The organism is Bradyrhizobium cajani, from assembly GCF_009759665.1.
Taxonomy (GTDB): Bacteria; Pseudomonadota; Alphaproteobacteria; order Rhizobiales; family Xanthobacteraceae; genus Bradyrhizobium; species Bradyrhizobium cajani.
In genome coordinates this window covers 1-24440 of sequence record NZ_WQNE01000062.1, presented here as the reverse complement: position 1 = coordinate 24440, position 24440 = coordinate 1, and the positions used below count along the sequence as shown (strand labels likewise).

Genomic DNA, 24440 nt, shown 5'->3' with positions numbered 1-24440 from the left:
GGGGGAGGGAGTCCAGTTTGCCGTGCATCTGGCTGCGAGTCCTTCATCAGCCTGCTCACCCCAGCGCCTTCAATTCGCCCGGCAGCGCGTACGCCCATTGCGTGATGTTGCCGGCGCCCAGGCACACGACGAGATCGCCCACCTTCGCAAGTCCCTTGACGATGCCCGCAAGCTCCGATGCCGCCGGCAGCGGGATCACCTCGCGATGTCCATGCGCACGCAGGCCAGCCACAAAATGATCGCGGTCGATGCCGTCGATCGGCGATTCGCCGGCGGCATAGACGTCGGCGACGATCACCGCATCGGCATCGTTGAAGCAGGTGCAGAATTCCTCGAACAGCGATTGCAGGCGGGTGTAGCGGTGCGGCTGCACCACGGCGATCACCTTGCCGGTGTAGGAATCGCGCGCTGCTTTCAGCACCGCCGCGATCTCCACGGGATGATGGCCGTAATCGTCGATGACGGTGACGCCGTTCCATTCGCCGGTCTTGGTGAAGCGCCGCTTGACGCCGCCGAAGCCTGCGATGGCGCTGCGGATATTGTCGTCGGAAACGCCGAGCGTGTGCGCGACCGCAATCGCCGCCGTCGCGTTCGAGGCGTTGTGCCGGCCCGGCATCGGCAGCGCGAGATCGGCGATCTCGTGCACAGCCCCGCTCTTGCGATCGCGGATGACGACCTTGAATTTCGAGCCGCCGCCGCCTGCCGTGAGGTCGACCAGCCGCGCATCGGCCTGCGGATTCTCGCCGTAAGTGATGATGCGGCGATCCTCGATCTTGCCGACGAGGCTCTGCACCACGGGATGATCGATGCACATCACGGCGAAGCCGTAGAACGGCAGGTTCTCGACGAAGTTTCGGAACGCCTCCTGCACGGCCTCGAAGGTCTTGAAATGATCGAGATGTTCGGGATCGACATTGGTGACGATCGCGACATCGGTCGGCAGCTTCAGGAACGTGCCGTCGCTCTCGTCGGCTTCCACCACCATCCAGTCGCCGGCGCCAAGCCGCGCGTTGGAGCCGTAGGCGTTGATGATGCCGCCGTTGATGACGGTGGGATCGAGGCCGCCGGCGTCGAGCAGCGTTGCGACCATCGTGGTCGTGGTGGTCTTGCCGTGGGTGCCGGCGATGGCGACGCAGCTCTTCAGCCGCATCAGCTCGGCCAGCATCTCGGCGCGGCGCACCACCGGTATGCGCCGCTCGCGCGCCGCCATCAGTTCCGGATTGTCGCGCTTGATCGCGGTGGACACCACGACGACCTCGGCACCGTCGACGTTCTCCGCCTTGTGGCCGACCGAAACTTTTGCGCCCTTCTTGCGCAGACGGTCGAGATTGTAATTGTCGGCGGCGTCCGAGCCCTGCACGGCATAGCCGAGATTGACCAGCACCTCGGCGATGCCGCTCATGCCGATCCCGCCGATCCCGACGAAGTGGATGGGTCCGATCTCGCGCGGCAGTCTCATGCTCTGTTCCCTGACCTCGCCGTCTCAAGAAGGCGGCATCTGGCGAAGGTCACGGCCAAATCAGCCGCGCGCCTCTCCTACTGGATGCCCCGCTTTAGAAGGCGATGACAAGGGCTTTTTCGCGTCAGATTCCAGCGACTTTGACCACCAGATCGGCCAGCCGCTCGGCGGCGTCGAGCCGCCCCGCCCCCTTCGCGGCCGCGGCCATGGCGGCAAGGCGCGCGGGCTCGGCGGCGACGGCGGAAATCTCGGAGGCGAGACGGTCGGAGGTGAACTCGGTCTGCGGGATGCGGATGGCGCCATCGACCTTGGCCAGCACGCCGGCATTGGCGAACTGGTCCTGGTCGATCGCGCCCGGCAGCGGCACCAGGATCGAGGGGCGGCCGATCGCGGCAAGCTCGGCCACGGTGCCGGCGCCGGAACGTGACACCACCAGATGGTTTGAGGCGAGCCGCGCCGGCAGGTCCGTGAAGAACGGCGCCAGCTCGGCCTTGATCTTGAGCTTGTCGTAGACCGTGCGCACGCGGTTCATGTCCTCCTCGCGCACCTGCTGGGTGAGGACGAGCCGACTCCACAAAGCAGGTTCAAGGCGCTCGATCGCGCCCGGCACGATGTCGGCCATGATGCGCGCGCCCTGGCTGCCGCCGACGACGAGCAGGCGCAGCGGGCCGTTCACCTCGGGTGCAGCATATGGCACAGCGGCAGCTGCGAGGATCGCCGGACGCATCGGCGTACCGACCGTCGTGGTCTTGCCCGACAGCGCTGGATCGCGATCAAGCACACCCGGCAACGACGTTGCGATGGCGCGGACGCGGCGCGACAGGAAGCGGTTGGCGCGGCCGAGCACGGCGTTGGCCTCGTGGATGATACCAGGCACGCCGGCGAGTTTCGCAGCGACCAGCGGCGGCAATGTCGGATAGCCGCCGAAGCCGACGACGGCGACGGGCTTCAATCGCCTGATCAGGCGGTAAGCGGACAGCGTGCCGGTGGCGAGGGTGAGGCCGGCATAGGCAAGCTGGAACGGATTGCGGCCGCGCGCAGTCTCGCTCGCGACGACGTCGATCATGTCCTTGCTGAACAGCCCGCTAAGGCGCAGCGCGCGCTCGTCGGTGACGAGGCGGACGCGAAAGCCGCGCCGGATCAATTCGACGCCGAGCGCCTCGGCCGGAAACAGATGGCCGCCGGTGCCGCCCGCGGCGAGAAGAATCAGGGGGGACGTATCCATGGTGAGGGTTTTACAGTGTCTCCATCGTCATTGCGAGCCAACGGGTCCGCGCGAAGCGCGGCCCGATGACAGGCTCCGCGAAGCAATCCAGGCTGCCTCCGCGGAGACAGTCTGGATTGCTTCGTCGCTTCGCTCCTCGCGATGACCGCTTACGCGTAGCTGCGCATCGCCTCGGCGTGGCCGCTTGCTTCCACCTCGGTACGCGGGCGCAGCCGCGTCAGGGCCAGCATCATTCCGACGCCATAGGCGAGCGACACGATCGAGGAGCCGCCATAGGAGATGAACGGCAGCGTCATGCCCTTGGCGGGGATGAGCTGGAGATTGACCGACATGTTGATCGCGGCCTGCACGCCGAACAGGATCGCAAGACCCGAGGCCGCAAAGCGCGAGAACATGTCCTCGTTGGCATAGGCGCGCGACAGCGTGCGGATGACGACGAAGGCGAACAGCGCCAGCATGGCGAGGCACAGGATGATGCCGAACTCCTCGGCGGCAACCGCGAACACGAAGTCGGTGTGGCTGTCCGGCAGGCTGCGCTTGGCGATGCCCTCGCCCGGCCCGAGGCCGAACCAGCCGCCGTTGTAGAAGGCTTCCATGGCGGTATCGACCTGGAAGGTGTCGCCTGAGGCCGGGTTCATGAACCGCTTGATGCGGCCGGCGACGTGCGGGACGAACAGATAGGCGCTGAACAGGCCGGCGGCCGCGGCCCCGGCAAGGCCGAACACCCAGATCATGCGCATGCCCGCGATGAAGAACAGCGAGCCCCACACCATCAGGATCAGCATGGTCTGGCCGAAGTCCGGCTCCATCACCAGCAGCGACACCAGCATCAGCAAAAGCACCAGCGCCATCGAGGTCGCCGGCATCTCCGGCCGCTTGGTCGATTCGGCGAACAGCCAGGCGGCGATGACGACGAACGACGGCTTTGCGATTTCCGAGGCCTGGATGTTGACGCCGAGCAGCGTGATCCAGCGTCGCGAGCCCTTCACCTCCGGGCCGATCGCGAGCGTCAGCACAATCAGGATGATGCTGGCGGCGAAGATGAGCAGCGCGCTGCGGCGGATCGCGCGCGGCGACAGGAAGGAGACACCCACAAGCACCATGCAGGACGGCGCCAGGAACATCACATGGCGGCTGAAGAAGTGGAAGGGATCGAGCCCGATGCGGGTCGCAACCGGCGGGCTCGCCGCCAGCGACAGGATCACGCCGGTCAGCATCAGCGCCAGGATGGCGCCCATCAGCGGCTTGTCGACGGTCCACCACCACTCGGAAAAGGGGGTGCGTTCTTCACGGGAGAGCATGGGCGGCCGCTTTCGGACAGAGGTCCGTCCATTGGTCGCCGAGGTTGGTTACCGGGGGGTTAAGGAATCGCGGATGTTTGGAGATGATCTCCGCTGCCGCCACAAGACACAGGGTCATGCCCCGCCACCGGGTCTCGCCTTCGGCGAGCCCGATGACAGGCTCCGGCGGGGCATCCGGTACGCCGGGGCCCCTCGGCCTACCACAACCGCCTCGGAGTACTGGATCGCCCGCCTTCGCGGGCGATGACAGCAGAGCAGGAGGTAGCGGCGCGCCCTACACCACCGGCTTCACGCCCGGCAGCGCCTGGACCAACTCGCGGAACCTGGTGCCGCGGATCTCGAAATTGCGGTACTGGTCGAAGGAGGCGCAGGCCGGCGACAGCAGCACGACGGCGTCGGCAAGGCCCGAGGCTTCCGCATCGCGCGCGGCGTGCTCCACCGCAATATCGAGCGTCTGGCTGATCTCGTGCGCCACCTGTGTGCCCAGCGTGCCGGAAAACTCCTGCGCGGCCTCGCCAATCAGATAGGCCTTGCGGATGCGCGGGAAGAAGGAGGTCAAGCTGGTGATGCCGCCGGCCTTGGGCTTGCCGCCGGCGATCCAGAAGATGTCCGAAAAGGACGACAGCGCATGCGCGGTGGCGTCCGCGTTGGTGCCCTTGGAATCGTTGACGAACAGCACATTGCCGCGGCGGCCGATCTGCTCCATGCGATGCGCAAGGCCCGGAAAGCTGCGCAGGCCGTTCTGGAGCACATCCAGGCTGATGCCCATCGCGAGCGCGGCAGCGGCGGCGCAGGCCGCGTTCTGCGCGTTGTGCTGGCCGCGCAGCGAACCGATGCCGCCGAGTTTCGCGACCTCACTCTTCGCACCGCCCGAGGCACGCACGATGGTGCCGTGCTCGACATAGATACCGCTCGCGAGCGGATTCTTCACCGAAATGCGCACGACGTTCTTGCCGGCGCGGTCGAGCCGGTCGGCGATGTCGCGGCAAAAGCCATCGTCGACGCCGACGATGGAGGTGCCCCGCGCCTGTACGGCGGCGACGAGGCGCTCCTTCACCTCGGCGTAGTGCTGGAGCGTGCCGTGGCGGTCGATATGATCCTCGCTGACATTGAGCAGGATGCCGACGGAGGGATCGAGCGAAGGCGTGAGGTCGATCTGGTAGGACGACATCTCGATGACGTGGACGCGGCCCGTGCGCGGCGGCTCCAGCGACAGGATCGCGGTGCCGATATTGCCACCCATCTGGGTGTCGTAACCGGCGACCTTTGTGAGGTGCGCGATCAGCGCCGTCGTGGTCGATTTGCCGTTGGTGCCGGTGATGGCAACGAACGGTGCGTCCGGCGCATACCGCCGCCGTTCGCGGCAGAACAGCTCGATATCGCCGATCACCTCGACCCCGGCCTCGCGCGCCTTCAACACGCTCCAGTGCGGCACCGGATGGGTCAGCGGCACGCCGGGCGCCAGCACGAGCGCTGCGAAACTGGTCCATGAGACGTTGCGCAAATCGGCGGTGACGAAACCGGCCTGCGCCGCCTTGGCGACGTTGTCGGCATTGTCGTCGGCGGCGATCACGTCGGCGCCGCCGGCCTTCAACGCGTGGCAGGACGCGAGCCCCGAGCCGCCGAGGCCGAACACCGCGACCGTCTTGCCGGCGAAGGATGTGACGGGGATCATGATTGGGCCTCTGTCATTCCGGGGCGACGCGCCAGCGTCGAACCCGGAATCTCGAGATTCCGGGTTCTCGCTTCGCGAGCCCCGGAATGACAGCAAAAATGAATCACGGCGACCATCATCACCGCAGCTTCAGCGTCGACAGGCCGGCGAGTGCCAGCATCACCGAGATGATCCAGAAGCGGATCACGATCTGCGGCTCGGTCCAGCCGAGCTGCTCGAAATGGTGATGGATCGGTGCCATCCGGAAGATGCGCTTGCCCGTGAGCTTGAACGACACCACCTGCACGATGACGGAGACCGCCTCCAGCACGAACAGCCCGCCGATCACTGCGAGCACGATCTCGTGCTTCACGGCGACCGCGATCGCGCCCAGCATGCCGCCGAGCGCGAGCGAACCGGTGTCGCCCATGAAGATCGAGGCCGGCGGCGCGTTGAACCAGAGGAAGCCGAGGCCGGCACCGAGCAACGCGCCGCAGAGCACCGCGAGCTCGCCGGTGCCGGCGACGTATTTGATCTGGAGATAGTCGGCGAACACCGCGTTGCCGGCGAGATAGGCGATCATCGCAAAGCTCGCCGTCGCGATCATCACGGGCACGATGGCGAGGCCATCGAGACCGTCGGTGAGGTTCACCGCGTTGCCGGCGCCGACGATGACGAAGGCGCCAAAGACGACGAAGAACCAGCCGAAATGCAGCACGGTGTCCTTGAGGAAGGGAATCGTCAGGGCGGTCGACGCGGGGTCGCGGTTGAGCCGCACCAATGCATAGCAGGCGACCAGTGCGATGATCGCCTCGATCAGCAGGCGAAGCTTGCTGCCGAAGCCGGTCGTGGTCTGCTTGGTCACCTTCAGATAATCGTCGTAGAAGCCGACGAAGCCGAAGCCGAGCGTCACGGCCAGCACGATCCAGACGTAGGGATTGAGCGGATTGGCCCACAGCACGGTACCGACCGTGAGGCCGGACAGGATCATCAGCCCGCCCATGGTGGGCGTGCCCTTCTTGGCGAGATGCGACTGCGGACCGTCGGTGCGGATCGGCTGGCCCTTGCCCTGGCGGATGCGCAAGTGATCGATGATCCAGGGCCCGAACAGGAACACGAACAGCGCGCCGGTGACGACTGCGCCGCCGGTACGGAAGGTGATGTAGCGGAAGACGTTCAGGGCGGTGCGAAACGCACCGAAGCTCGGAAATGTATTCGAGAGCTCGATCAGCCAGTAAAACATTCAAACGGTCCTATGGCGCCTTTGCACGTTCACATGCGGCACGCGCATTCGCTGGTCTTCATCATGGGGTCGGGCGACCTCCAGGAAAACGGACGGCTTCGCGCCGCAATGGGTGGGATCGGGAACAGCGCCTTCCAAGCAGTTTACGCCTTTGCCTGCAAGGCGGCCACTAGGCCCGGCACAAACTTGTTGACCCAGAACATCTTCTTGCTGCCCTTGACAACCACGACATCGCCTGCCTTCAGCAGGCTTGCGACCTCGCCCGGTCTCAACGTGGCCGGGTCGTCGTGCCAGCCGAGGCCCTTGCCGGCCGGCAGCACGTCGTAGAGGTGGCGCATCAGGGGGCCGACGCAGTAGACGGCGTCGATGCCGTCGAGATGCTCGGTGAGGCCGCTGTGATAGGCCGGCGCATCGTCCCCCAGTTCCAGCATGTCGCCGAGCACCGCAACGCGGCGTCCGCCGCCGATGTTGCGCGCCTGAAGGCTTTGCAGCGCGGCGGCGACGCTGGCCGGATTGCCGTTGAAACTGTCGTCGATCACGGTGACGCCGCCGACCATCTGCTCGACGCCGCGGCCGGTCATGATGCCGACGCGGTCGAGCTTGATCGCGAGCGTCGCTGCATCGAGGTTCGCCGCACGGATCGCGGCGAGCGCGGCCAGCGCATTCTGCACGCGGTGCGGCGCACCCGGCGTGAGGCTGAACGCGATCTGCTTCTTGCCGATCATGGCCACGACCTGCCAGCTCTCGCCATGCGGCGCGTGCGCGACCTCGTGCACCTCGGCATGCTCACCGAAGCGCCCCACCTTGCCCTTCCATTCGGACGCCTTGAGCCCGGCAGGCAGCACCAGCACGCCGTCCCCGGGCAGGCCGAGCGCGATCGACACCTTCTCGCGCCGGATGGCTTCGAGCGAGCCGAGCTTCTCCAGATGCACGGGCTGGACGTTAACGACGAGCGCGACGGTCGGCCGCGTCAACTCGCTGAGCCGCGCGATCTCACCTCGCTGGTTCATGCCCATCTCGACGACCCAAAGGCTGGCATCGGGCCTGGCGTTGCACAGCGTCAGCGGCACGCCCCAGAAATTGTTGAAGCTCGACGGGCTCGCATAGGCGTTGGGATAAGCGGCAAGGAATTCCTTGGTGCTGGTCTTGCCGGCGCTGCCGGTGAGCCCGATCACCGGCCCGCCAAAGCGCGCGCGGGCAGCGCGCGCGAGACCCCAAAGGCCGTCGATCAGCGTGTCCTTCACCACGATCTGGGGCACGCGGATGCCCGCGATCTCGTGCGGCACGATCATCGCCACCGCGCCCGCGGCTTCCGCCTTGTCCGCGAACTCCCAGCCGTCACGCGCGCTGGCGAAGGCCGAGACGAAGCCGCCGCTCGGCGTGCCGCTCAGCGCGACGAACAGGCTGCCCGGTTTCACCAGGCGGCTGTCCTGGGTGATGAAGTCGATCGGCGTGTTGGGGAACGATCCCGCGACACCCAGCGCACGCGCCACCTCGGCAACGGTCCATATTGGCGCACTCATGCGACCCTCGACGCTAATGCGGCGGCAACCGCCTCGTGATCACTGAACGGCAGCACCTCGCCGCCGACGATCTGCCCGGTCTCGTGGCCCTTGCCGGCGATCAGCAGCGCATCGCCCTCTTGCAAGTCCTCGATCGCGGCGCGGATCGCCGCGGCACGGTCGCCGATTTCGCGGGCACCCCTGGCCGTGGCGAGGATTGCGGCGCGAATGATTTCCGGCTTCTCGCTGCGCGGATTGTCATCGGTCACGATGACGCCGTCAGCGTTTTCAGCTGCGATCTCGCCCATGATCGGGCGCTTGCCGGCATCGCGATCGCCGCCGGCGCCGAACACGACGACCAGCCGGCGTTTCGCATAAGGACGCAACGCCTGCAATGCCTTTGCCAGTGCATCGGGCTTGTGCGCATAGTCGACGAAGATCGGCGCGCCGTTACGCTCGCCGACGCGCTCGAGCCGGCCCTTGGCGCCTTCGAGATGTTCGAGACTTGCAAATACATTGGCCGCATCGCTGTCGGTGCCGATCGCGAGGCCCGCCGAGACCAGCGCGTTCTCGATCTGGAACTCGCCGACCAGCGGCAGCCTGACCGTGTAACGCTTGCCGCGATGCTCGAGCGCAAGCTTTTGCGAGAAGCCCTCGACCTCGGCATCAACAAGACGAATACCCTCGCCTGCCCCGTCGCCGCGGCGGCCGACCGCCATCACCCGCAGGCCGCGCGCCGTCGCCGCCTCGATTGCTTCCGCCGAGCAGTCGTGATCGGCCGAGATCACCGCCGCCCCATCCGGCGGCACGAGCTCGCGGAACAGGCGGAGTTTTGCGGCAAGGTAATGCGCGACGGTCGGATGGTAATCCATGTGATCGCGCGAGAGGTTGGTGAAGCCGCCGGCGCAGACGCGCACACCGTCGAGGCGGTATTGGTCGAGCCCGTGCGAGGAGGCTTCGAAGGCAAGATGCGTGACGCCGTCGCGCGCGATCTCATTGAGCTGCCGATGCAGCGCGATCGGGTCAGGCGTCGTCAGCGAGCCGTAGACGGTACGCCTGGGCGAAACGAGACCGATGGTTCCGATGCTGGCGGAGGCATGTCCCAGCCGCTCCCAGATCTGGCGCGTGAACGCGGCAACCGACGTCTTGCCGCTTGTTCCGGTCACCGCGGCAATCGTCGCGGGCTGTGCGGGAAAGAATTTTGCCGCGGCCAGCGCCAGCGCGCGGCGCGGATTGGCCACCGTGACGAACGGAACCTTGCAGGCCGCCGGCGCGTGATCGCCGACGACAGCCGCCGCGCCTGCGGCGACCGCAGCATCGATGAAGCGTGCGCCGTCGGTCTTGCTGCCCGCGAGCGCGAAGAAGAGATCGCCGGGCTTCACCACGCGGCTGTCGAGCGCAACGCCGGTCACATCGAGCGCCGCGACAGCGGGCTCGATTGCGGCATCATTGCCCAGAACGTCCTGACCTATGAGGTCGCGCAGCTTCATGGTCTTCCAGTCGACATGCCGTGCGGGAAAGCCGAAGCTTCGGGAGACCCCGACTCAGCCCAGCGATGGCCTACCCGGTGATTACTGGGTTGTCCTGGATGCTGCAAGAATAAGGCGGTCGGACGGCGGCAGGTCGAACCGTGGCTCGACCCCCAGAAGCGGCGCGATCCGCTCGATCACCTTGCCGCCGGTCGGCACCGCGTTCCAGCCCGAGGTGATGAAACCCTTCGTTTCAGGAATCGCCTGCGGCTCGTCCAGCATGATCAGGATCTGATATTTCGGATCGTCGCAGGGCATGATCGCGGTGAAGGAGTTGAGCACGCGCTTCTTGGCATAGCGGCCGTTGATGACCTTCTCGGACGTGCCGGTCTTGCCGCCGACGTAATAACCCTTGACGTCGGCGGTCTTGGCGGTGCCAATCTCGGCATTGAGCCGCATCAGGTACCGCATTTTGTCGCTGGTCTCCGGCTTGATGACACGCTTGGCTATTGCCGCCGCTTCCTCCTCGCTGCGCTTCATGAAGGTCGGCGGAATCAAATAGCCACCGTTCACCAGCGAGTTGATGCCCATCACCGCCTGGAGTGGCGCCACCGACATGCCCTGGCCGAAAGCGATCGTGACCGTGTTCAACTCGCCCCAGCGGCGCGGGATCAGGGGAGCTGCGCTCTCCGGCAGCTCGGTGCGCAGCCGCGTCAACTGCCCCATCTTGGCGAGGAACGCCTTGTGCGCCTCGACGCCCTGGCCGAGCGCGATCCGCGCCGCGCCGATGTTGGACGAGAAGGTAAACACCTCCTTGGTGTTGATGAAACGTCCGAGCGGATGGCTGTCGTGGATGGTGAACTTGCCGTAGTGCAGGTTTCCGCGCGCATCCCACGACGAGTTCAAATTGATCTTGCCGGAATCCAGCGCCATCGCCAGCGTGAACGCCTTGAAGGTCGAGCCCATCTCGTAGACGCCGGTGGTCAGGCGGTTGATGCGGTCGGGGTCGTGCGCTTCCTTCGGGTTGTTGGGATCGAAGTCCGGAAGGGAGACCATCGCCACGATCTCGCCGGTCTTGACGTTGGAGACGATGCCGGAGGCGGCCTTGGCGTGGAACTTGTCCTTGGCCTTCAGGAGCTCGTCGCGCAGAGCGTGCTCGACGCGCAGATCGACCGAGAGCTCGATCGGCTTTTGCAGCCGGTCGGTGGCAAAGCCGGCGCGGTGGAGATCGGCGAGCCCCTGATTGTCGAGCCACTTCTCCATGCCGGCGATGCCCTGGTTGTCGATGTTGACGAGACCGATGAGGTGGGCGACCTCGTTGCCGGTCGGATAGACGCGCTTGTTCTCGCGCAGGAAGCCGATGCCGGGAAGGCCGAGCTTGTGGATGTCCTGCTGCTGCTTCGGCGTGACCTCGCGCTTGAGCCAGACGAAACCCTTGCGCGTCTTCAGCCGCTCGCGCACCTCGGCCTCGTCGAGGTCGGGCACGGTGGCGGTCAGAAGCTCGATCGCCTCGTCCTTGTCGATAATGCGGCGCGGCTCGCCGAACAGGCTCGCCGCCTTGACGTCGGTCGCAAGGATAGCGCCGTTGCGATCGATAATATCGGGCCGCGCGGTCGCAACCACCTCCTGCGCCGCGGCGCGGCGTGCACTGTGGGCGTCGGCGCCGATCGCGAACATCACGAGCCGGCCGCCGATCAGGACGTAGACCGAAGCGAACGCCAGCATCGCAAGGCCAACGCGCGCGCGCGCCTTCGCGGCGCGATCGACATTGCGCCCGTAGAGCAGGCTGCGGATCAGCCGCTGCCGCCAAGGCTCAGTCGGCTTTGCTGTGGTTTTGGCCGCGGTCACAGCACTCATTGCTTGTCCTCGGGCTCGGGCACCGAGCCCGTGACCGTGTCCGGGTCGCTCGCGGCCTCGATGGTGTTGAGCATAGCCCCGATCGGGTCGGGCTCGCCTGGCCTGAACATCCGCGGCGGACGCTCCGGCAGGTTCTTCAGCGAATCATATTGCGTGCCGTTGACCGGCTTGAGCGGCAGATGTCGCTCGGAGAGGCCTTGCAGGCGCAGGGGCGCGTCGAGCTTGGCCCATTCGGCGCGCAGCGATGCGATCGCATCGCGCTGCTCGCGGATCTCCGCATGCAGCCGCAGCACCTTCTCGGTGCGCGCGGTGGAGTCCATCTTGATCCGGTAGACATGGGCGGCCGCGAAGATCAGCGCGCCGATGACGAGGAGGTGGATGAAGCGCATGCCTAGCCGCCCCTCATGACGTCGGCGAGCTTCGGCCAGGGCGAGGGTTCGCGGTCGCCATGCACGGGCGCCGCGGTGCGCTCGGCGGCACGCAGCTTTGCGGAACGCGCGCGCGGATTGTTTGCGACTTCTGCTTCGCCGGCGACCACCGGCCGCCGCGTCAGGAGCTGGAAGCTCGGCACAGCCTGCGCCACCTCCGGCAGATGCCGCGAGCCGCCGCCGGTCTTGGCCCGCTCGCCGAGGAAATTCTTGACGATGCGGTCTTCCAGGGAATGGAACGAGACCACCACGAGCCGTCCACCCGGCTTGAGCACGCGCTCGGCGGCCGCGAGCGCGGTCTGGAGTTCGTCGAGCTCTTCGTTGACGAAGATGCGCAGGGCCTGGAACGTCCGCGTGGCCGGATGAATGTCGCCGGGTTTCGAACGCACGACCCTGCCGACGAGATCGGCGAGCGCGCGCGTGGTCGTGAACGGCGTCTCCTGCCGGTCCGCCACGATGGCGCGGGCGATGCGGCGCGAATGCCGCTCCTCGCCGAGGAGATAGATGATGTCGGCGAGATCGCCTTCCGAGGCGCGGGCGACGACATCGGCCGCCGTCGGCCCCGTCTGCCCCATCCGCATGTCGAGCGGACCCTCGAGGCGGAAGGAGAAGCCGCGGCCGGCCTGGTCGAGCTGCATCGAGGACACCCCGACATCCATCACGACGCCGTCAACGCCATCGACGCCCTGCGCCGCGCAGACCTCGGCGAGATTGGAGAAGCGATCCTCGACCAGCGTCAGCCGGCCCGCGGAGCGCTCGACCAGTTCGGCACCACCAACGATCGCGGTGCGGTCCCGATCGATCGCGATCAGACGGGTTCCCGCAACGTCCAGGATGGCGCGACTGTAGCCGCCGGCGCCGAAGGTGGCGTCGACATAGATCCCGCGCGCGCGCGGGGCGAGATGGTCGATGGCCTCGCGGCCAAGAACGGGAATGTGCGGAGCCGAATTCATGCGCCACGCCTGCCGGACGCCCAGCCGATTGCCCAAGCGGGATCGGGGGCGAACCAGCCCATAACGCCTCGAATGATTCCGCGTCGCGGCGGTTCCACGACCCAATCCCCGTCCAGCATGGTTACCGAGCCCGGCCGTCCCGGGCCGCAAACCCAATGTTCCCAGTGGAATTTGTCGGGCAGCCATGGGATTTCGAGCCAAAATACGCTTTGGCCGCCTCCGGACGCGGGTCGGCTCTTCATCCCTCAGTAACGGCCCTTAGCGTTAAGAAAGCGTTGATCGGCCCGTTACAAGTCGAAAAGGTGAGATGGCGGTGATGCTCCATCCACACACCTGCGCCAAAATGCATCCGTTAACCGCGCCGCGCGATTGCGCCCGCCGGAACGTAAAGGAATAGTAAAGAGAAGGGCTTGGCCCACTCTCCGTCCGACTAGAGCTGTCCATGCCGTCCGGTTCGTCCACGCCATCTGGATCTGATTCGAAGCGTCATCGCGTTCTCCCGGTTCCCAAGGCCGCGGCGAACATGCGGACGTTCGATCCGGATTCCTCGATCGTCTCCGACATCATCCCCTCGCCGAACCATGGCGAGCGCAACAAGGGACGGGAGCCGGACATGATCGTGCTGCACTACACCGGCATGCCCGACGTCGAGGGCGCGCTGGCGCGGCTGTGCACGGCCGGCTCCGAAGTGTCGGCGCATTACGTCGTGCTGGAGGACGGCCGGATCGTGCAATGTGTGCCGGAGGCCAAGCGCGCCTGGCATGCCGGGATCTCCTCCTGGGCCGGCGAGGACGACGTCAACTCCTGCTCGATCGGCATCGAGATCGTCAATCGCGGTCATGACTGGGGCTATCCGGAATATCCGCTGCGCCAGGTCGCCGCCGTGATCGCGCTGTGCCGCGGCATCATGCTCCGCCGCAAGGTGCCGGCGCACCGGGTGCTCGGCCATTCCGATGTCGCGCCCGCGCGCAAGAAGGATCCCGGCGAAAAGTTTCCATGGCATTCGCTGGCCAATTCCGGCGTCGGTCACTGGGTGACGCCCGCGCCGGTCGTGCGCGGCGAGAGCCTGATGCTCGGCACCATCAGCGACGCGGTGCTGAGCTTCCAGCAGGCGCTCGCCAGATACGGCTACGGCGTGCCGCTGACCGGCAAATACGACGCCGCGACAATGGAAGTCGTCACCGCCTTCCAGCGCCATTTCCGCCCGGCGCGGCTCGATGGCGTTGCGGACCACTCGACACTGTCGACCTTGCAGGCGCTGCTGGAGAGCCTGCCTCAGGACGGGACAACTATCGCGTCGAAGTGACGGCGACGGCCACATTCTCCGTCATTGCGAGCGGAGCGAAGCAATCCAGGATCTTTCCGCGGTAACAGTCTGGATTGCTTCGCTGCGCTCGCAATGACGATATTGATGCAGCCTCACTCCATCTCCCTCATCCTTCGCGCATACAGTCGCCGCAACGGCTCCAGCTGTGTCGCCGCAGTTGCTGCCTGATAGGCCTCGCGCGCTTCCTCCTTCCGCCCCAGCCGCCGCAACAGATCCGCGCGCACCGCAGGCATCAGCTCATAGCCATCAAGCCCGCCGCGCGCGGTGATCGCATCGACGAGAGCGAGCGCGCGTGCCGGTCCATCGACCATCGACACCGCCGCGGCGTGGTTCAGCTCGATCACCGGCGAGGGACTGATGCGCAGCAGCACCTCGTAGAGCCCCGCGATCTGCGGCCAATCGGTCTCCTCAAAGCTTCTCGCGCGTGCATGCAGCGCCGCGATCGCGGCCTGCACGGCATAGGGTTGCGGCCGGCCCGGCACGCGCAGCGCGTCCTCCACCAGCTGCAGGCCATCATCGATCTGTGCGCGATTCCACAGCGAGCGGTCCTGCTCTTCGAGCAGCACGATGTCGCCGGCCGCGGTCTCTCGTCCTGCGCGTCGCGCGTCGTGCAGCAGCATCAAAGCCAGCAGGCCCTTGATGCCGGCGCGCTCCGGCATCAGGCGGTCGAGCAGGCGGCCGAGCCTGATCGCCTCGACCGAGAGATCCGGCCGCATCAGGTCTGCGCCCGACGTCGCGACATAGCCCTCGGTGAAGACGAGGTAGATCACGGCAAGCACGCCATCGAGCCGCGGCTCCAGCGCGTCGCGCTCCGGCACTTCATAGGGGATGCCGGCGAGGCGGATCTTCTGCTTGGCGCGGACGAGGCGCTGCGCCATCGCCTCCTCGCTGACGAGGAAGGCGCGGGCGACCTGCGCGGTCGACAGCCCGCAGACGGTGCGCAGCGTCAGCGCGACCCGGATCTCGGGCGCGAATGCCGGATGGCAGCAGATGAAGATCAGCCGCAGCATGTCGTCGTCGAGCATCGCCTCCGGCTCGTCGGCGACTTGCGCGTTCAGCTCGAGCTCATGCACCAGAGCCTGCTGCTTGCCGCGGAAGACGGCCTGGCGGCGGATGCGGTCGATCGCCTTGTTGCGCGCGACATTGACCAGCCAGGCGCGCGGATTGCCCGGGACCTCGCACCCTGGCCAGTGCTCCAGCGCGACGGCAAAGGCGTCCTGAAGCGCGTCCTCGGCGAGATCGAAATCGCCGACGAGGCGGATCAGCGTGGCCAGCGCCCGCCCCGCCTCGTCGCGGAAGATAACTTCGATCTCGGAAGGGGTCATGCCACGCGAACACTCTCCTCTCGTCATTCCGGGGCGCGGCAAAGCCGCGAGCCCGGAATCCATAACCACGATTCGGGGATATGGATTCCGGGCCTGCGCCTTGCGGCGCATCCCGGAATGACGAAGGCGAAAGTTGTCACTTCTCATACACCCAGATCGGCCGCACCTCGATCGACCCGATGCGCGCGCTCGGAATACGCGCCGCGATCTCGATCGCAGCATTGAGATCCTTGGCCTCGACCAGATAGTAGCCGCCGAGCTGCTCGCGCGTCTCCGCGAACGGTCCATCGGTCGTGAGCAGCTTGCCGTCGCGCACGCGCACGGTCGTCGCGGTCGTGGTCGGCTGGAGCCGATCGCCGGCCTTGAAATTGCCGCTCTGGATGATGCCTTGCGTGAAGGTCTGGTATTCGGCCAGCATCTTCTGGCTGGTCGCAGCGTCGATCTTCGCGTACTCGACCTCGTTCTGGTAGATCATCAGCAGATATTGCATCGCTTCACTCCTGTTGCTCGGCTGTGTCGCCGACATCCAGTCGAACGGGGCACGCACCAAACGACATCTTCAGGATAAATTATTTTGGGCGAAGCGTGCGCATCGATATCGGCTTGACGGAACCGTCACAAATGCTCCATGCGTAACCGGTCAGTCGGCCGGACGGCCGCTCCGGCAGGTGCCGAAAGGCCGCCGGGGAGGAAAGTCCGGGCTCCCTTGACATACGGTGCCGGATAACGTCCGGCGGGGGCAACCCCAGGGAAAGTGCCACAGAGAACGAACCGCCCGCCGTCGCTGCGCAAGCTGCGTAGGCAGGTAAGGGTGAAAAGGTGCGGTAAGAGCGCACCGCGGGTCCGGCAACGGAGCCGGCATGGTAAACCCCACCGGGAGCAAAACCGAATAGGGACGGCTAAAGCGGGCTGTTCGCGCAAGCGATAACGCCGCGGGGCGATGTCAGGCCCGCCGTCCGGGTAGGTTGCTCGAGGCCATGTGCAAACATGACCCCAGAGGAATGGCCGTCACGTATCGTCCGCGCAAGCGGACGGTGCCCTACAGAACCCGGCTTACAGGCCGGCTGATGTCTTGCGACGAGGGGTTCGATGCTAGCGCATCGGGCCCCTCACCATTTGGGCCGAGCAAGCAGCCACTCAAACGGTGTCATTCCGGGGCTCGCGAAGCGAGAGCCCGGAATCCATCAGGCCACAGAGTTGGTGGAGGAATGGATTCTCAGATGCGCAATTGCGCATCATAGCTCGTGCTGCGCACGCCCCGGAATGACGGGCGTGGGATTAAGCCACGATCTTCCCCAACACGCCCATCAGCGCCTCCGGAGCAGTGACGTTCGGCGCGTGGCTGGCATCGAGCTCGGAATAGCGCCAGCCCTGCTCGCCCTTCGTGCGCTTGGCGAACTGCCCGAACACATCGCCCGGCGGAATGCGGGTGCAGTAGATGTAACTGCGCGGCATCGCCGCCTCGCCATGCTCCAGCTTGAGCTTCGTCTCGAAGCATTTGATCGGCATGTTGATACGGCGCGCATTGAGCCAGTCGAGATCCGCCTGCGGTGTATCCGGCGGCGGCGGGTTCGGCGGGATGCGATAGCCGTCACCGGCAGCGGCCGCCTTGCGCATCGGCTCGCGCCCGCCCTCGTTGAGGTCGAACAGCGACTGGCCGTCGCGCGGCACGAAGGCGTCGAGATAGATCAGTTGCGTCACGCGCTCGCGCGCACGATCGGCGACGCCGGTCGCGACCATGCCGCCATAGCTGTGGCCGAGCAGCACGATGTCGCTGAGATCCTCGAAGGCGATGACGTTGAGGATGTCCTGGATATGCGTCTCGAGATCGATCGCGGGACTCGCCAGATGCGCGCGCTCACCCAGCCCGGTATAGGTCGGCGCCACCAGGCGATGGCCGGCCTGCGCCATCAGCGGATGCATCTTCTTCCAGGCCCATCCGCCGGACCATGCGCCATGACAGAGCAGAAAAGTCTTCGGGCGTGCGGCCATCGGCGTCTCCATCGTTCTTGTTTGCTACGATGGAGTGTAGCGGCCGAGCGCGCGATGTAAACGCTGCGGCCGCTTCAGGCCGCGCGCGTATCCGCCTTCGCCAGCGCTGGCGCGAGCTGTGCAGCTTCGCGCCGCAGCTTGCTCGCCTCGAAGCCGTGCATGCCGAGCTGCCATTGCAGACCGACGATGGCACCCTTGGTCGGCTGCAGCAGCGCGAGCGAGGCAAGCAGCGTCACCGGCAGCCACACTGCGAGTTGCAGCCAGACCGGCGGCGCGTAAGCGGTCTCGATTGCGAGGATCGCCGGAACAACGAGATGGCCGACGACGACCATCACGAGGTAGGCCGGAAAGTCGTCGGCGCGCTGGTGAAACAGCTCCTCGCCGCAATGGTCGCAAGTGTCGGTCACTTTCAGGAAGCGGCCGAACATGTGCCCTTCCCCGCAATTCGGACATTTGCCGCTGAAGCCGCGCCACATCGCCTTCGCCAGAGAGACCGTCGCCATGACCACACCTCTTCCTTTTCGACGATCCATACAATAGTATCTTGCATCCATACATTCAAAGCATATGGGCCTAAATTGCATGGATTGGACCCCTACAATCTCGGAGCTGAGCGGGCCGCGCTACCAGCGCATCGTCGATGCCATGGAAGCCGACATCGCCGCGGGCCGGCTGGTGCGCGGACAGCAGCTGCCGACCCAGCGCGCACTGGCAAAAGCGCTCGGCATCGATCTGACGACCGTGACGCGCGCCTATACCGAGGCGCGGCGCCGCGGCATCATGGAGGCCCGGGTCGGACAGGGCTCGTTCGTGTCCGAGACCAGCGCGCGCCGCGCCGTCGACCTGCCGCATCCCGTCGCGATCGATCTCTCGATGAACGTGCCGCCGCATCCGCTCGAGGCGCAGCTCGATGAGCGGATCATCGCCGGGATGGAAGCCATCCGCGCGCAATCCGGCCTGACCGCGCATCTCAACTACCAGCCGCCCGGCGGCAGCGCGCATGAGCGTGAGGTGGCGGCGCGCTGGATGCGCGCACGCGTTCCGCACGCGCATGCCGACAAGCTCGTGATCTTTCCCGGCACGCAGACGATCCTGTTCAACCTGCTCGCGCATCTTGCGCCTCCGGGCCACGTCGTGCTCACGGAAGCGCTCACCTTCCCCGGCATCAAGGCCGCCGCAGCACGGCTCGGCGTCAAGCTCGTCGGCGTCGCCATGGACGACGGCGGTATCCTGCCCGAGGCGCTGGCGGAAGCTTGCCGCGCACACCGGCCGAAGGCCGTCTATCTCATTCCGACACTGCACAATCCGACCACGGCAACACTTGTCCCCGCGCGGCGCGACGCCATCGCAAGGATCATCGCCGACGCCGACACCACGCTGATCGAGGACGACGCCTACGGGCTACTCGACCGCTCGGCATCGCCGATCGCCAGCCTCATTCCGGAGCGGACTTTTCTCGCGACCACGCTGTCAAAATGCATCGCGCCGGCGCTGCGCGTTTCCTATCTGCTGGCGCCCGACAGTGGCACACAGCTTCAGATGCGCAGCTATTTGCAGGCCACCGTGCAGATGCCGGCGCCGCTGATGGTCGCGCTGGTGACGCATTGGATCGAGACCGGCATCGCCGACCGCATCATCGCCGCCATCCGCAACGAAGCGGTCGGCCGCCAGCAACTCGCGCAACGCGCATTGAAAGGCTTTCAGTTCCTGGCCAAGTCCGCCGCCCATCATCTTTGGCTACGGCTGCCGGAGGGCCGGCCCGACGTCGCGGCCCATCTGCTGCGAAATGGGCTCGCGGTCGTCGCCGGCGATGCCTTCACTGTCGACGGAACACCGCCGCATGCGGCGCGGGTCTCGTTGGGCGCCGCGCGCAATCGATCAGAACTGACGGAGGCGCTGCGCATCCTGGTCGGCGCGCTGCACAGGCCCGCGGACACCAGGCAGATCGTCTAGAGCATTGCCCCAGGATTGAAGTACGAGCGTCACGTAGGCGTGTCTTGCTCGAAAGCCCGACGCCGCAGACCACGCTTGCGTGCGGCACGGATTGACCTGCACGGCAGCAAGCGTGCTAAGCGGGCGGTGGCGATCAACTGTTCGGGATCGCCGATCGCGACAAGGACAATCCGTTGGAAACGCTCACCTACGCGCTGCTGCTATTCGGCGCATTGGCCGGAGGCTTCGTCTCGGGGCTGGCCGGATTCGGCACGGCGCTGATGGCGCTCGGCATCTGGCTCTACGTGCTGCCGCCCTCGCTCGCGGTGCCCCTGGTGCTGATCTGCTCGGTGATCGCGCAGCTCTCGACGTTGCCGTCGATGTGGAAGAGCTTCGACCTGTCGCTGGTCTGGCCGTTCCTGATCGGCGGATTGATCGGCGTTCCCCTGGGAACCACGATGGTCGCCTCCGCCGACCCGAAAGTGTTCAAGCTGAGCGTCGGCGTGCTGCTGCTGATCTTTTCGAGCGCGCTGTATCTGAACAAGAAGCCGCTCGCGATCAAATTCGGCGGCCGGATCGCCGACGGTGCGATCGGATTTGCCGGCGGCATTCTGGGCGGCCTTGCCGGACTGTCGGGGCCGTTGCCGATCCTGTGGGCCAATATCCGCGGCTGGAACAAGCACGAGCGGCGCGGCATCTTCCAGCTCTTCAACTTCACGGTGCTCGCAACCGCACTGGTCTTGCAGACGGCGTCAGGCCTCGTCGAGCTCAAAGTGGTCTGGCTCGCGCTGGTCGCGTTTCCAGGCACGCTGATCGGCGCATGGGCCGGCGCGCGTGTCTACCACGCGCTGAGCGACAGGCACTTTGGCGATGTCGTGCTCGGCCTGTTGTTCCTGTCCGGCCTCGGCCTGGTCTGGAATAGTCTTGGCGCGCACTAGCTCTATGTCTGCCATCCCCCACGGCCCGGCAACCTGGCCGGAGCCGCGGGGATAGAACGAGTTGCCGCTACGCTGGCTCGCGGGCGAGAGGCGCAGCCGGCTCGGGGCTCTCCTGCTCCAGAGTCTTGTCGTTCGGCCCCAACACAAGGCGCCTCCTGAGCTCGCGGCGCAGCAGCCACAGGCTCAGCGCGGCCTGGAGCGTGGTCGTCGCGACCGACAGGTACCAGACGTATTCCATGCGGAAGCCCGGCCGCGTCGAGAGCCAGATCGCCGGCAAGGAATAGGTGAACACGCGCGTCGCCGAGCTCCACAGCACCGGCTTGGTGTTGCCAAGTCCCTGGAACATGCTCGAGCAGGTGAAGATCAGCCCCTGCGCCACCATGTTGAGCGAGATGATCCGCAGGAACAGGAAGGCGATCTCCATCGTCTCCCGGTCGTTCGAGAATCCGGCGAGCAGCAGTTCCGGCTTCAGTTGCGCAAGCATCATGAAGCCGATCATCACGATGGTGGTCATCAGCGCCGCCTTGACGAAGGTCTCGCGCACGCGCGCGGCGTTTCCGGCACCGACGCTCTGACCGGCGATCGGCCCAGCGGCCAGTCCAATGGAAAGCGCCGGCATGTTGATCAGGCCGAGCACCCGCTGTCCGATGCCGAATCCCGCCTGAGCCGCCGCGCCGAAATCGCGCAGCACGTAGTAGACCACGGCCATGAAGATGAACATCATCGCGAACTCGCCGCCGGCCGGCAGGCCGACATTGAGGATACGCATCAAATGGCGCGGTTGGGGGCGCCACTGCGCCGGATCGAAGGCGACGTAGCGCTCGACCTTGCGGAAGTATGCCAGCAGCATCACAACGCCGATCGCCACCGCGATCGAGCTCGCCAGCCCCGCGCCGGCAACGCCGAACGCGTAGCCAGTGCCCCACCCCGAGATCAGCACCGGCGCAAGCGCGATGTTGATGATGACCGCGAGGACCCGTACCAACATGGCGGGGCGCACGATGCCGGTCGCGCGTAGCGCGGATGCCGTCACTTGCATGATGAATTCCAGCGCGAGCGCGGGCATGAACCACAACAGATAAGTGGTCCCCGCCTCGATCGTGGCCTGGTCCGCGGCAATCGAGCGCATGTAGAGACGCGACAGCGCTGCGCCCATGACGAGGGTCAGCAGGCCGAACAGCATCGACAGTACGACCGCCTGGTTGAAGATCAGATTGGCATCCTGCCGATCCTTGCGCCCCACGGCATGCGCCATCAGCGCAACCGTGCCGATGCCGAGTACCTGCATCAGGGCATTGACGAGAAAGCCGGCATTGCCGGCTGCGGCGACGCCTGCGACGGCCGCGTCGCCCAGTCCCGACACGAAATACAGATCGACCAACTGGCAGATCATGATCGTGACCATGCCGACCATGATCGGCGGCGCCATGGCCAGGATGTGTCTCACGATGGAGCCGTCTGTCAGGTCTTTCATGTCATTCCCCCGTGGCAGCGTAGCCGGGATCCGTCCCCGGCCACGCCTCTCACTCCGCTGCTGCGACGTGTCCGAGCTCCACCACCTGGCGCTCGAACAGGCCCCGATAGATGCCGCCCGGCTTGCCCGCGAGCATGGCATGCGTGCCCTGCTCGACGATTTCGCCGCGATCGAACACCAGGATGCGATCGAGGCTGCGCACCGTCGACAGCCGGTGCGCGATCACGATCGAGGTGCGGCCCTTCATCAGCCGCTCCATCGCCTGCTGGATCAGCGCCTCCGATTCCGAATCGAGGCTCGAGGTCGCCTCGTCCAGGATCAGCACCGGCGCGTCGGCCAGGAAGGCACGCGCCAGCGCCACGCGCTGGCGCTCGCCGCCCGACAGCTTGACGCCGCGTTCGCCGACGAGCGTGCCGTAGCCCTTCGGCAGGCGCAGGATGAAGTCGTGCGCGTTCGCAAGCCGCGCCGCCTGCTCGATCGCCTCGAGGCTGGCGCCCGGCCGGCCATAGGCGATGTTCTCGGCGAGCGAGCGGTGGAACAGAATCGGCTCCTGCTGCACGATCGCGATCTGGCTGCGCAGCGATTGCTGCGTGGCCAGCGCGATGTCCTGCCCGTCGATCAGCACGCGGCCACTGGTGACGTCGTAAAGCCGCTGCACCAGCTTGACGAAAGTGGTCTTGCCGGAGCCGGAGCGGCCGACGAGGCCGACACGCTCGCCGGCGCGGATCGTCAGCGACAGCCCGTCATACAGCGGCGCGCGGTGGCCGCCATAATGGAACGTGACGTCGTCGAACACGATCTCGCCGCCCTCGATCGCGATCGGCCGCGCATCGGAAGCATCGGCGATACCGATCGGCTCGTCATGGATCGCCACCAGTTCGTCCATGTCGTTGACCGAACGCTGGAGGTTGTTGATGTGCATGCCGACGTCGCGCAAGTATGCGTGGATGACGTAATAGCTCGTCAGCACGTAGGTGACGTCGCCGGGCGAGGCGTGCCCGGACATCCACAGCAGCACCGATCCGCCGATCACGGACGCGCGCAGGCACAGCAGCAATGAAAGCTGCGACATGGCCGTGTAATTGTAGCGATACCAGGTCCGCCTCACACGCACGCGCCAGCGATTGATGACGCGGGCGAGCCGCGCATCCTCGCGCCCTTCCGCGCCGAACGACTTCACCACGGCATTGCAGGTCAGTGCATCCGCCAGCGTGCCGCCGACCTTGGTGTCCCAGGCATTGGAGACGCGCGCGGCCGGCGCGATGTAGCGGGTCGAGAACACCACCGTGATCGTGACGTAGAAGATCGCCCCGAGCGCGATCACCAGGCCGAGCGAGGCCCAATGCACGCCGATCAGGACCATCGAGCCGACCAGCACCAGCAGCGACGGCGCCAGCGCCATCAGGATGGTGTCGTTGAGCAGGTCGATCGCCCACATGCCGCGGGTGACCTTGCGTACGGTCGAGCCCGCGAACGAATTGGCGTGCCAGTCGGTCGAGAAGCGCTGCACGCGCATGAACGCGTCCTGCGCGACGTCGGACATGATCTTCAGCGTGAACGGCACGATCGCCTGGAGCCCGACGAGCCGCAGCACCATCGAGGCCGCGCCCAGCGCCACGATGGCGCCGAACGCCACCAGCGCCGCGTGGCGCGCGTCGGGATCGGACGGGCCGCGCGTCAGCGCATCGACCAGGTGTCCCGAAAACACCGGCATGAACAGGTCGGCGATGGTCGCACCCAGCAGGCCGCCGGCCACGATGAGGCCGCGCCCGGGCTGCTTCAGCCAGTGCCGGAATACGAAGGGCAGCACCACGCGAATTGCGGCGGGCTTTTTGGACAGAGCGGTCATGACATCACCCGGCCGCTCGCGCGGGCCGGCTCCATCGACGGACGCAAGCCGGCCACGAGGGCCGGAACGGCGTCATTCAAAACTGACTTTGACTTGGGAAGCGGAGCGATCGGGACGCTGGGTCGAGACCTTGGCCCAATCGAAGCTGGCGGAAGAGGCCTCTAGCAGGCCGCGTACATACCGAGCCAGAACATCATCGAGAGCGGGCGTACGATCTGCGAATGCGACGAAATCATGCAAATCCCTCCCCGGTTCGATTGAATGAGGTGCGCTTTATAGATGTGTCGTTTGCGATTTGCAACGGGGCTCGCGCAAGATCACGGATGAGTGTTGCAAATTAGTGCGCGTCGCCGCCACTGCACGCCCGCTGTCATGCCCCGCGCAGTGTTTAGCCCGGACAGATCACTGACGGGTGTTCGGAGACATAGCTGACACATCAACATGGCTGGATTGGTCGATTCGGGAGGCCGTCCATGCCTTGGAGTGAGGTGTCGGTAATGGATCAGCGTCAT

At 66.1% G+C, this 24440-nt stretch carries 19 protein-coding genes and 1 other RNA gene; 4 read left to right on the top strand and 16 right to left on the bottom strand.

Annotated elements, in window-relative coordinates; all coding sequences use genetic code 11:
* Positions 1–55: 55 nt before the first annotated feature.
* From murC to rsmH, 10 genes are all read right to left on the bottom strand, one after another.
* Positions 56–1459: a UDP-N-acetylmuramate--L-alanine ligase gene (gene murC / locus GPL20_RS37550; protein ID WP_157337619.1), complete on the bottom strand. Its 1404-nt coding sequence runs from the start codon at positions 1457–1459 to the stop codon at positions 56–58.
* Between the two features lie 124 nt (positions 1460–1583).
* Complete coding sequence (murG, locus tag GPL20_RS37545) at positions 1584–2684, bottom strand: undecaprenyldiphospho-muramoylpentapeptide beta-N-acetylglucosaminyltransferase (protein ID WP_157337616.1); 1101 nt, start codon at positions 2682–2684, stop codon at positions 1584–1586.
* A gap of 149 nt (positions 2685–2833) precedes the next feature.
* The gene (gene ftsW, locus GPL20_RS37540) at positions 2834–3985 is read right to left on the bottom strand and encodes a putative lipid II flippase FtsW (RefSeq protein WP_157337614.1); all 1152 of its coding nucleotides are present in this window, start codon (positions 3983–3985) and stop codon (positions 2834–2836) included.
* Positions 3986–4259: 274 nt separating this feature from the next.
* A complete protein-coding gene (gene murD / locus GPL20_RS37535; RefSeq protein ID WP_157337612.1) occupies positions 4260–5660 on the bottom strand; it encodes a UDP-N-acetylmuramoyl-L-alanine--D-glutamate ligase in 1401 nt (466 codons plus the stop codon).
* Between the two features lie 118 nt (positions 5661–5778).
* Positions 5779–6882, bottom strand: a complete 1104-nt coding sequence (gene mraY / locus GPL20_RS37530; protein ID WP_157337610.1) for a phospho-N-acetylmuramoyl-pentapeptide-transferase — start codon at positions 6880–6882, stop codon at positions 5779–5781.
* Positions 6883–7025: 143 nt separating this feature from the next.
* Entirely contained in the window at positions 7026–8405 is a 1380-nt protein-coding gene (locus tag GPL20_RS37525) for a UDP-N-acetylmuramoyl-tripeptide--D-alanyl-D-alanine ligase (RefSeq protein ID WP_157337608.1), read from the bottom strand.
* Positions 8402–9874 (bottom strand): UDP-N-acetylmuramoyl-L-alanyl-D-glutamate--2,6-diaminopimelate ligase, encoded by a 1473-nt coding sequence (locus GPL20_RS37520; RefSeq protein ID WP_157337606.1) that lies wholly within the window; start codon positions 9872–9874, stop codon positions 8402–8404. The genes GPL20_RS37525 and GPL20_RS37520 overlap by 4 nt, the downstream gene beginning before the upstream one ends.
* Positions 9875–9955: 81 nt before the next feature.
* Positions 9956–11710, bottom strand: coding sequence for a peptidoglycan D,D-transpeptidase FtsI family protein (locus GPL20_RS37515; RefSeq protein ID WP_157337604.1), 1755 nt, complete (start codon positions 11708–11710; stop codon positions 9956–9958).
* Complete coding sequence (ftsL, locus tag GPL20_RS37510; protein ID WP_157337602.1) at positions 11707–12099, bottom strand: cell division protein FtsL; 393 nt, start codon at positions 12097–12099, stop codon at positions 11707–11709. Before ftsL ends, GPL20_RS37515 begins: the two co-directional genes overlap by 4 nt.
* Positions 12100–12101: 2 nt before the next feature.
* Complete coding sequence (gene rsmH / locus GPL20_RS37505; RefSeq protein WP_167533378.1) at positions 12102–13091, bottom strand: 16S rRNA (cytosine(1402)-N(4))-methyltransferase RsmH; 990 nt, start codon at positions 13089–13091, stop codon at positions 12102–12104.
* 523 nt (positions 13092–13614) lie between these two features.
* Between rsmH and GPL20_RS37500 the strand changes: the two genes are divergently transcribed.
* Positions 13615–14397, top strand: coding sequence for an N-acetylmuramoyl-L-alanine amidase (locus tag GPL20_RS37500; RefSeq protein WP_157337598.1), 783 nt, complete (start codon positions 13615–13617; stop codon positions 14395–14397).
* A 113-nt stretch (positions 14398–14510) separates the two neighbouring features.
* On the opposite strand, the gene GPL20_RS37495 is transcribed toward GPL20_RS37500, so the two are convergent.
* Complete coding sequence (locus GPL20_RS37495) at positions 14511–15743, bottom strand: RNA polymerase sigma factor (RefSeq protein WP_157337596.1); 1233 nt, start codon at positions 15741–15743, stop codon at positions 14511–14513.
* A gap of 136 nt (positions 15744–15879) precedes the next feature.
* Positions 15880–16233 carry a YciI family protein gene (locus GPL20_RS37490; protein ID WP_157337594.1) on the bottom strand — a complete coding sequence of 118 codons (354 nt, stop codon included), beginning with the start codon at positions 16231–16233 and terminating at the stop codon, positions 15880–15882.
* A gap of 150 nt (positions 16234–16383) precedes the next feature.
* On the opposite strand from GPL20_RS37490, the gene rnpB reads away from it, so the two are divergent.
* Positions 16384–16815: RNase P RNA component class A (rnpB, locus tag GPL20_RS37485), an RNA gene on the top strand.
* Positions 16816–17021: 206 nt separating this feature from the next.
* Here the strand turns inward: rnpB and GPL20_RS37480 are convergent.
* Positions 17022–17735, bottom strand: coding sequence for an alpha/beta fold hydrolase (locus GPL20_RS37480; RefSeq protein ID WP_167533377.1), 714 nt, complete (start codon positions 17733–17735; stop codon positions 17022–17024).
* 74 nt (positions 17736–17809) lie between these two features.
* On the bottom strand, positions 17810–18238 hold the full coding sequence (locus tag GPL20_RS37475; RefSeq protein ID WP_167533376.1) for a DUF983 domain-containing protein: 429 nt from the start codon (positions 18236–18238) through the stop codon (positions 17810–17812).
* Positions 18239–18317: 79 nt separating this feature from the next.
* On the opposite strand from GPL20_RS37475, the gene GPL20_RS37470 reads away from it, so the two are divergent.
* The gene (locus tag GPL20_RS37470) at positions 18318–19688 is read left to right on the top strand and encodes an aminotransferase-like domain-containing protein (protein WP_167533375.1); all 1371 of its coding nucleotides are present in this window, start codon (positions 18318–18320) and stop codon (positions 19686–19688) included.
* A 173-nt stretch (positions 19689–19861) separates the two neighbouring features.
* Entirely contained in the window at positions 19862–20605 is a 744-nt protein-coding gene (locus tag GPL20_RS37465; protein WP_157337586.1) for a sulfite exporter TauE/SafE family protein, read from the top strand.
* A 67-nt stretch (positions 20606–20672) separates the two neighbouring features.
* Here GPL20_RS37465 and GPL20_RS37460 read toward each other — a convergent pair whose 3' ends face one another.
* Both GPL20_RS37460 and GPL20_RS37455 read right to left on the bottom strand, forming a co-directional pair.
* Positions 20673–22079 carry an MATE family efflux transporter gene (locus GPL20_RS37460; protein WP_167533374.1) on the bottom strand — a complete coding sequence of 469 codons (1407 nt, stop codon included), beginning with the start codon at positions 22077–22079 and terminating at the stop codon, positions 20673–20675.
* A gap of 49 nt (positions 22080–22128) precedes the next feature.
* Entirely contained in the window at positions 22129–23928 is a 1800-nt protein-coding gene (locus GPL20_RS37455; protein ID WP_157337583.1) for an ABC transporter ATP-binding protein, read from the bottom strand.
* Positions 23929–24440 lie beyond the last annotated feature (512 nt).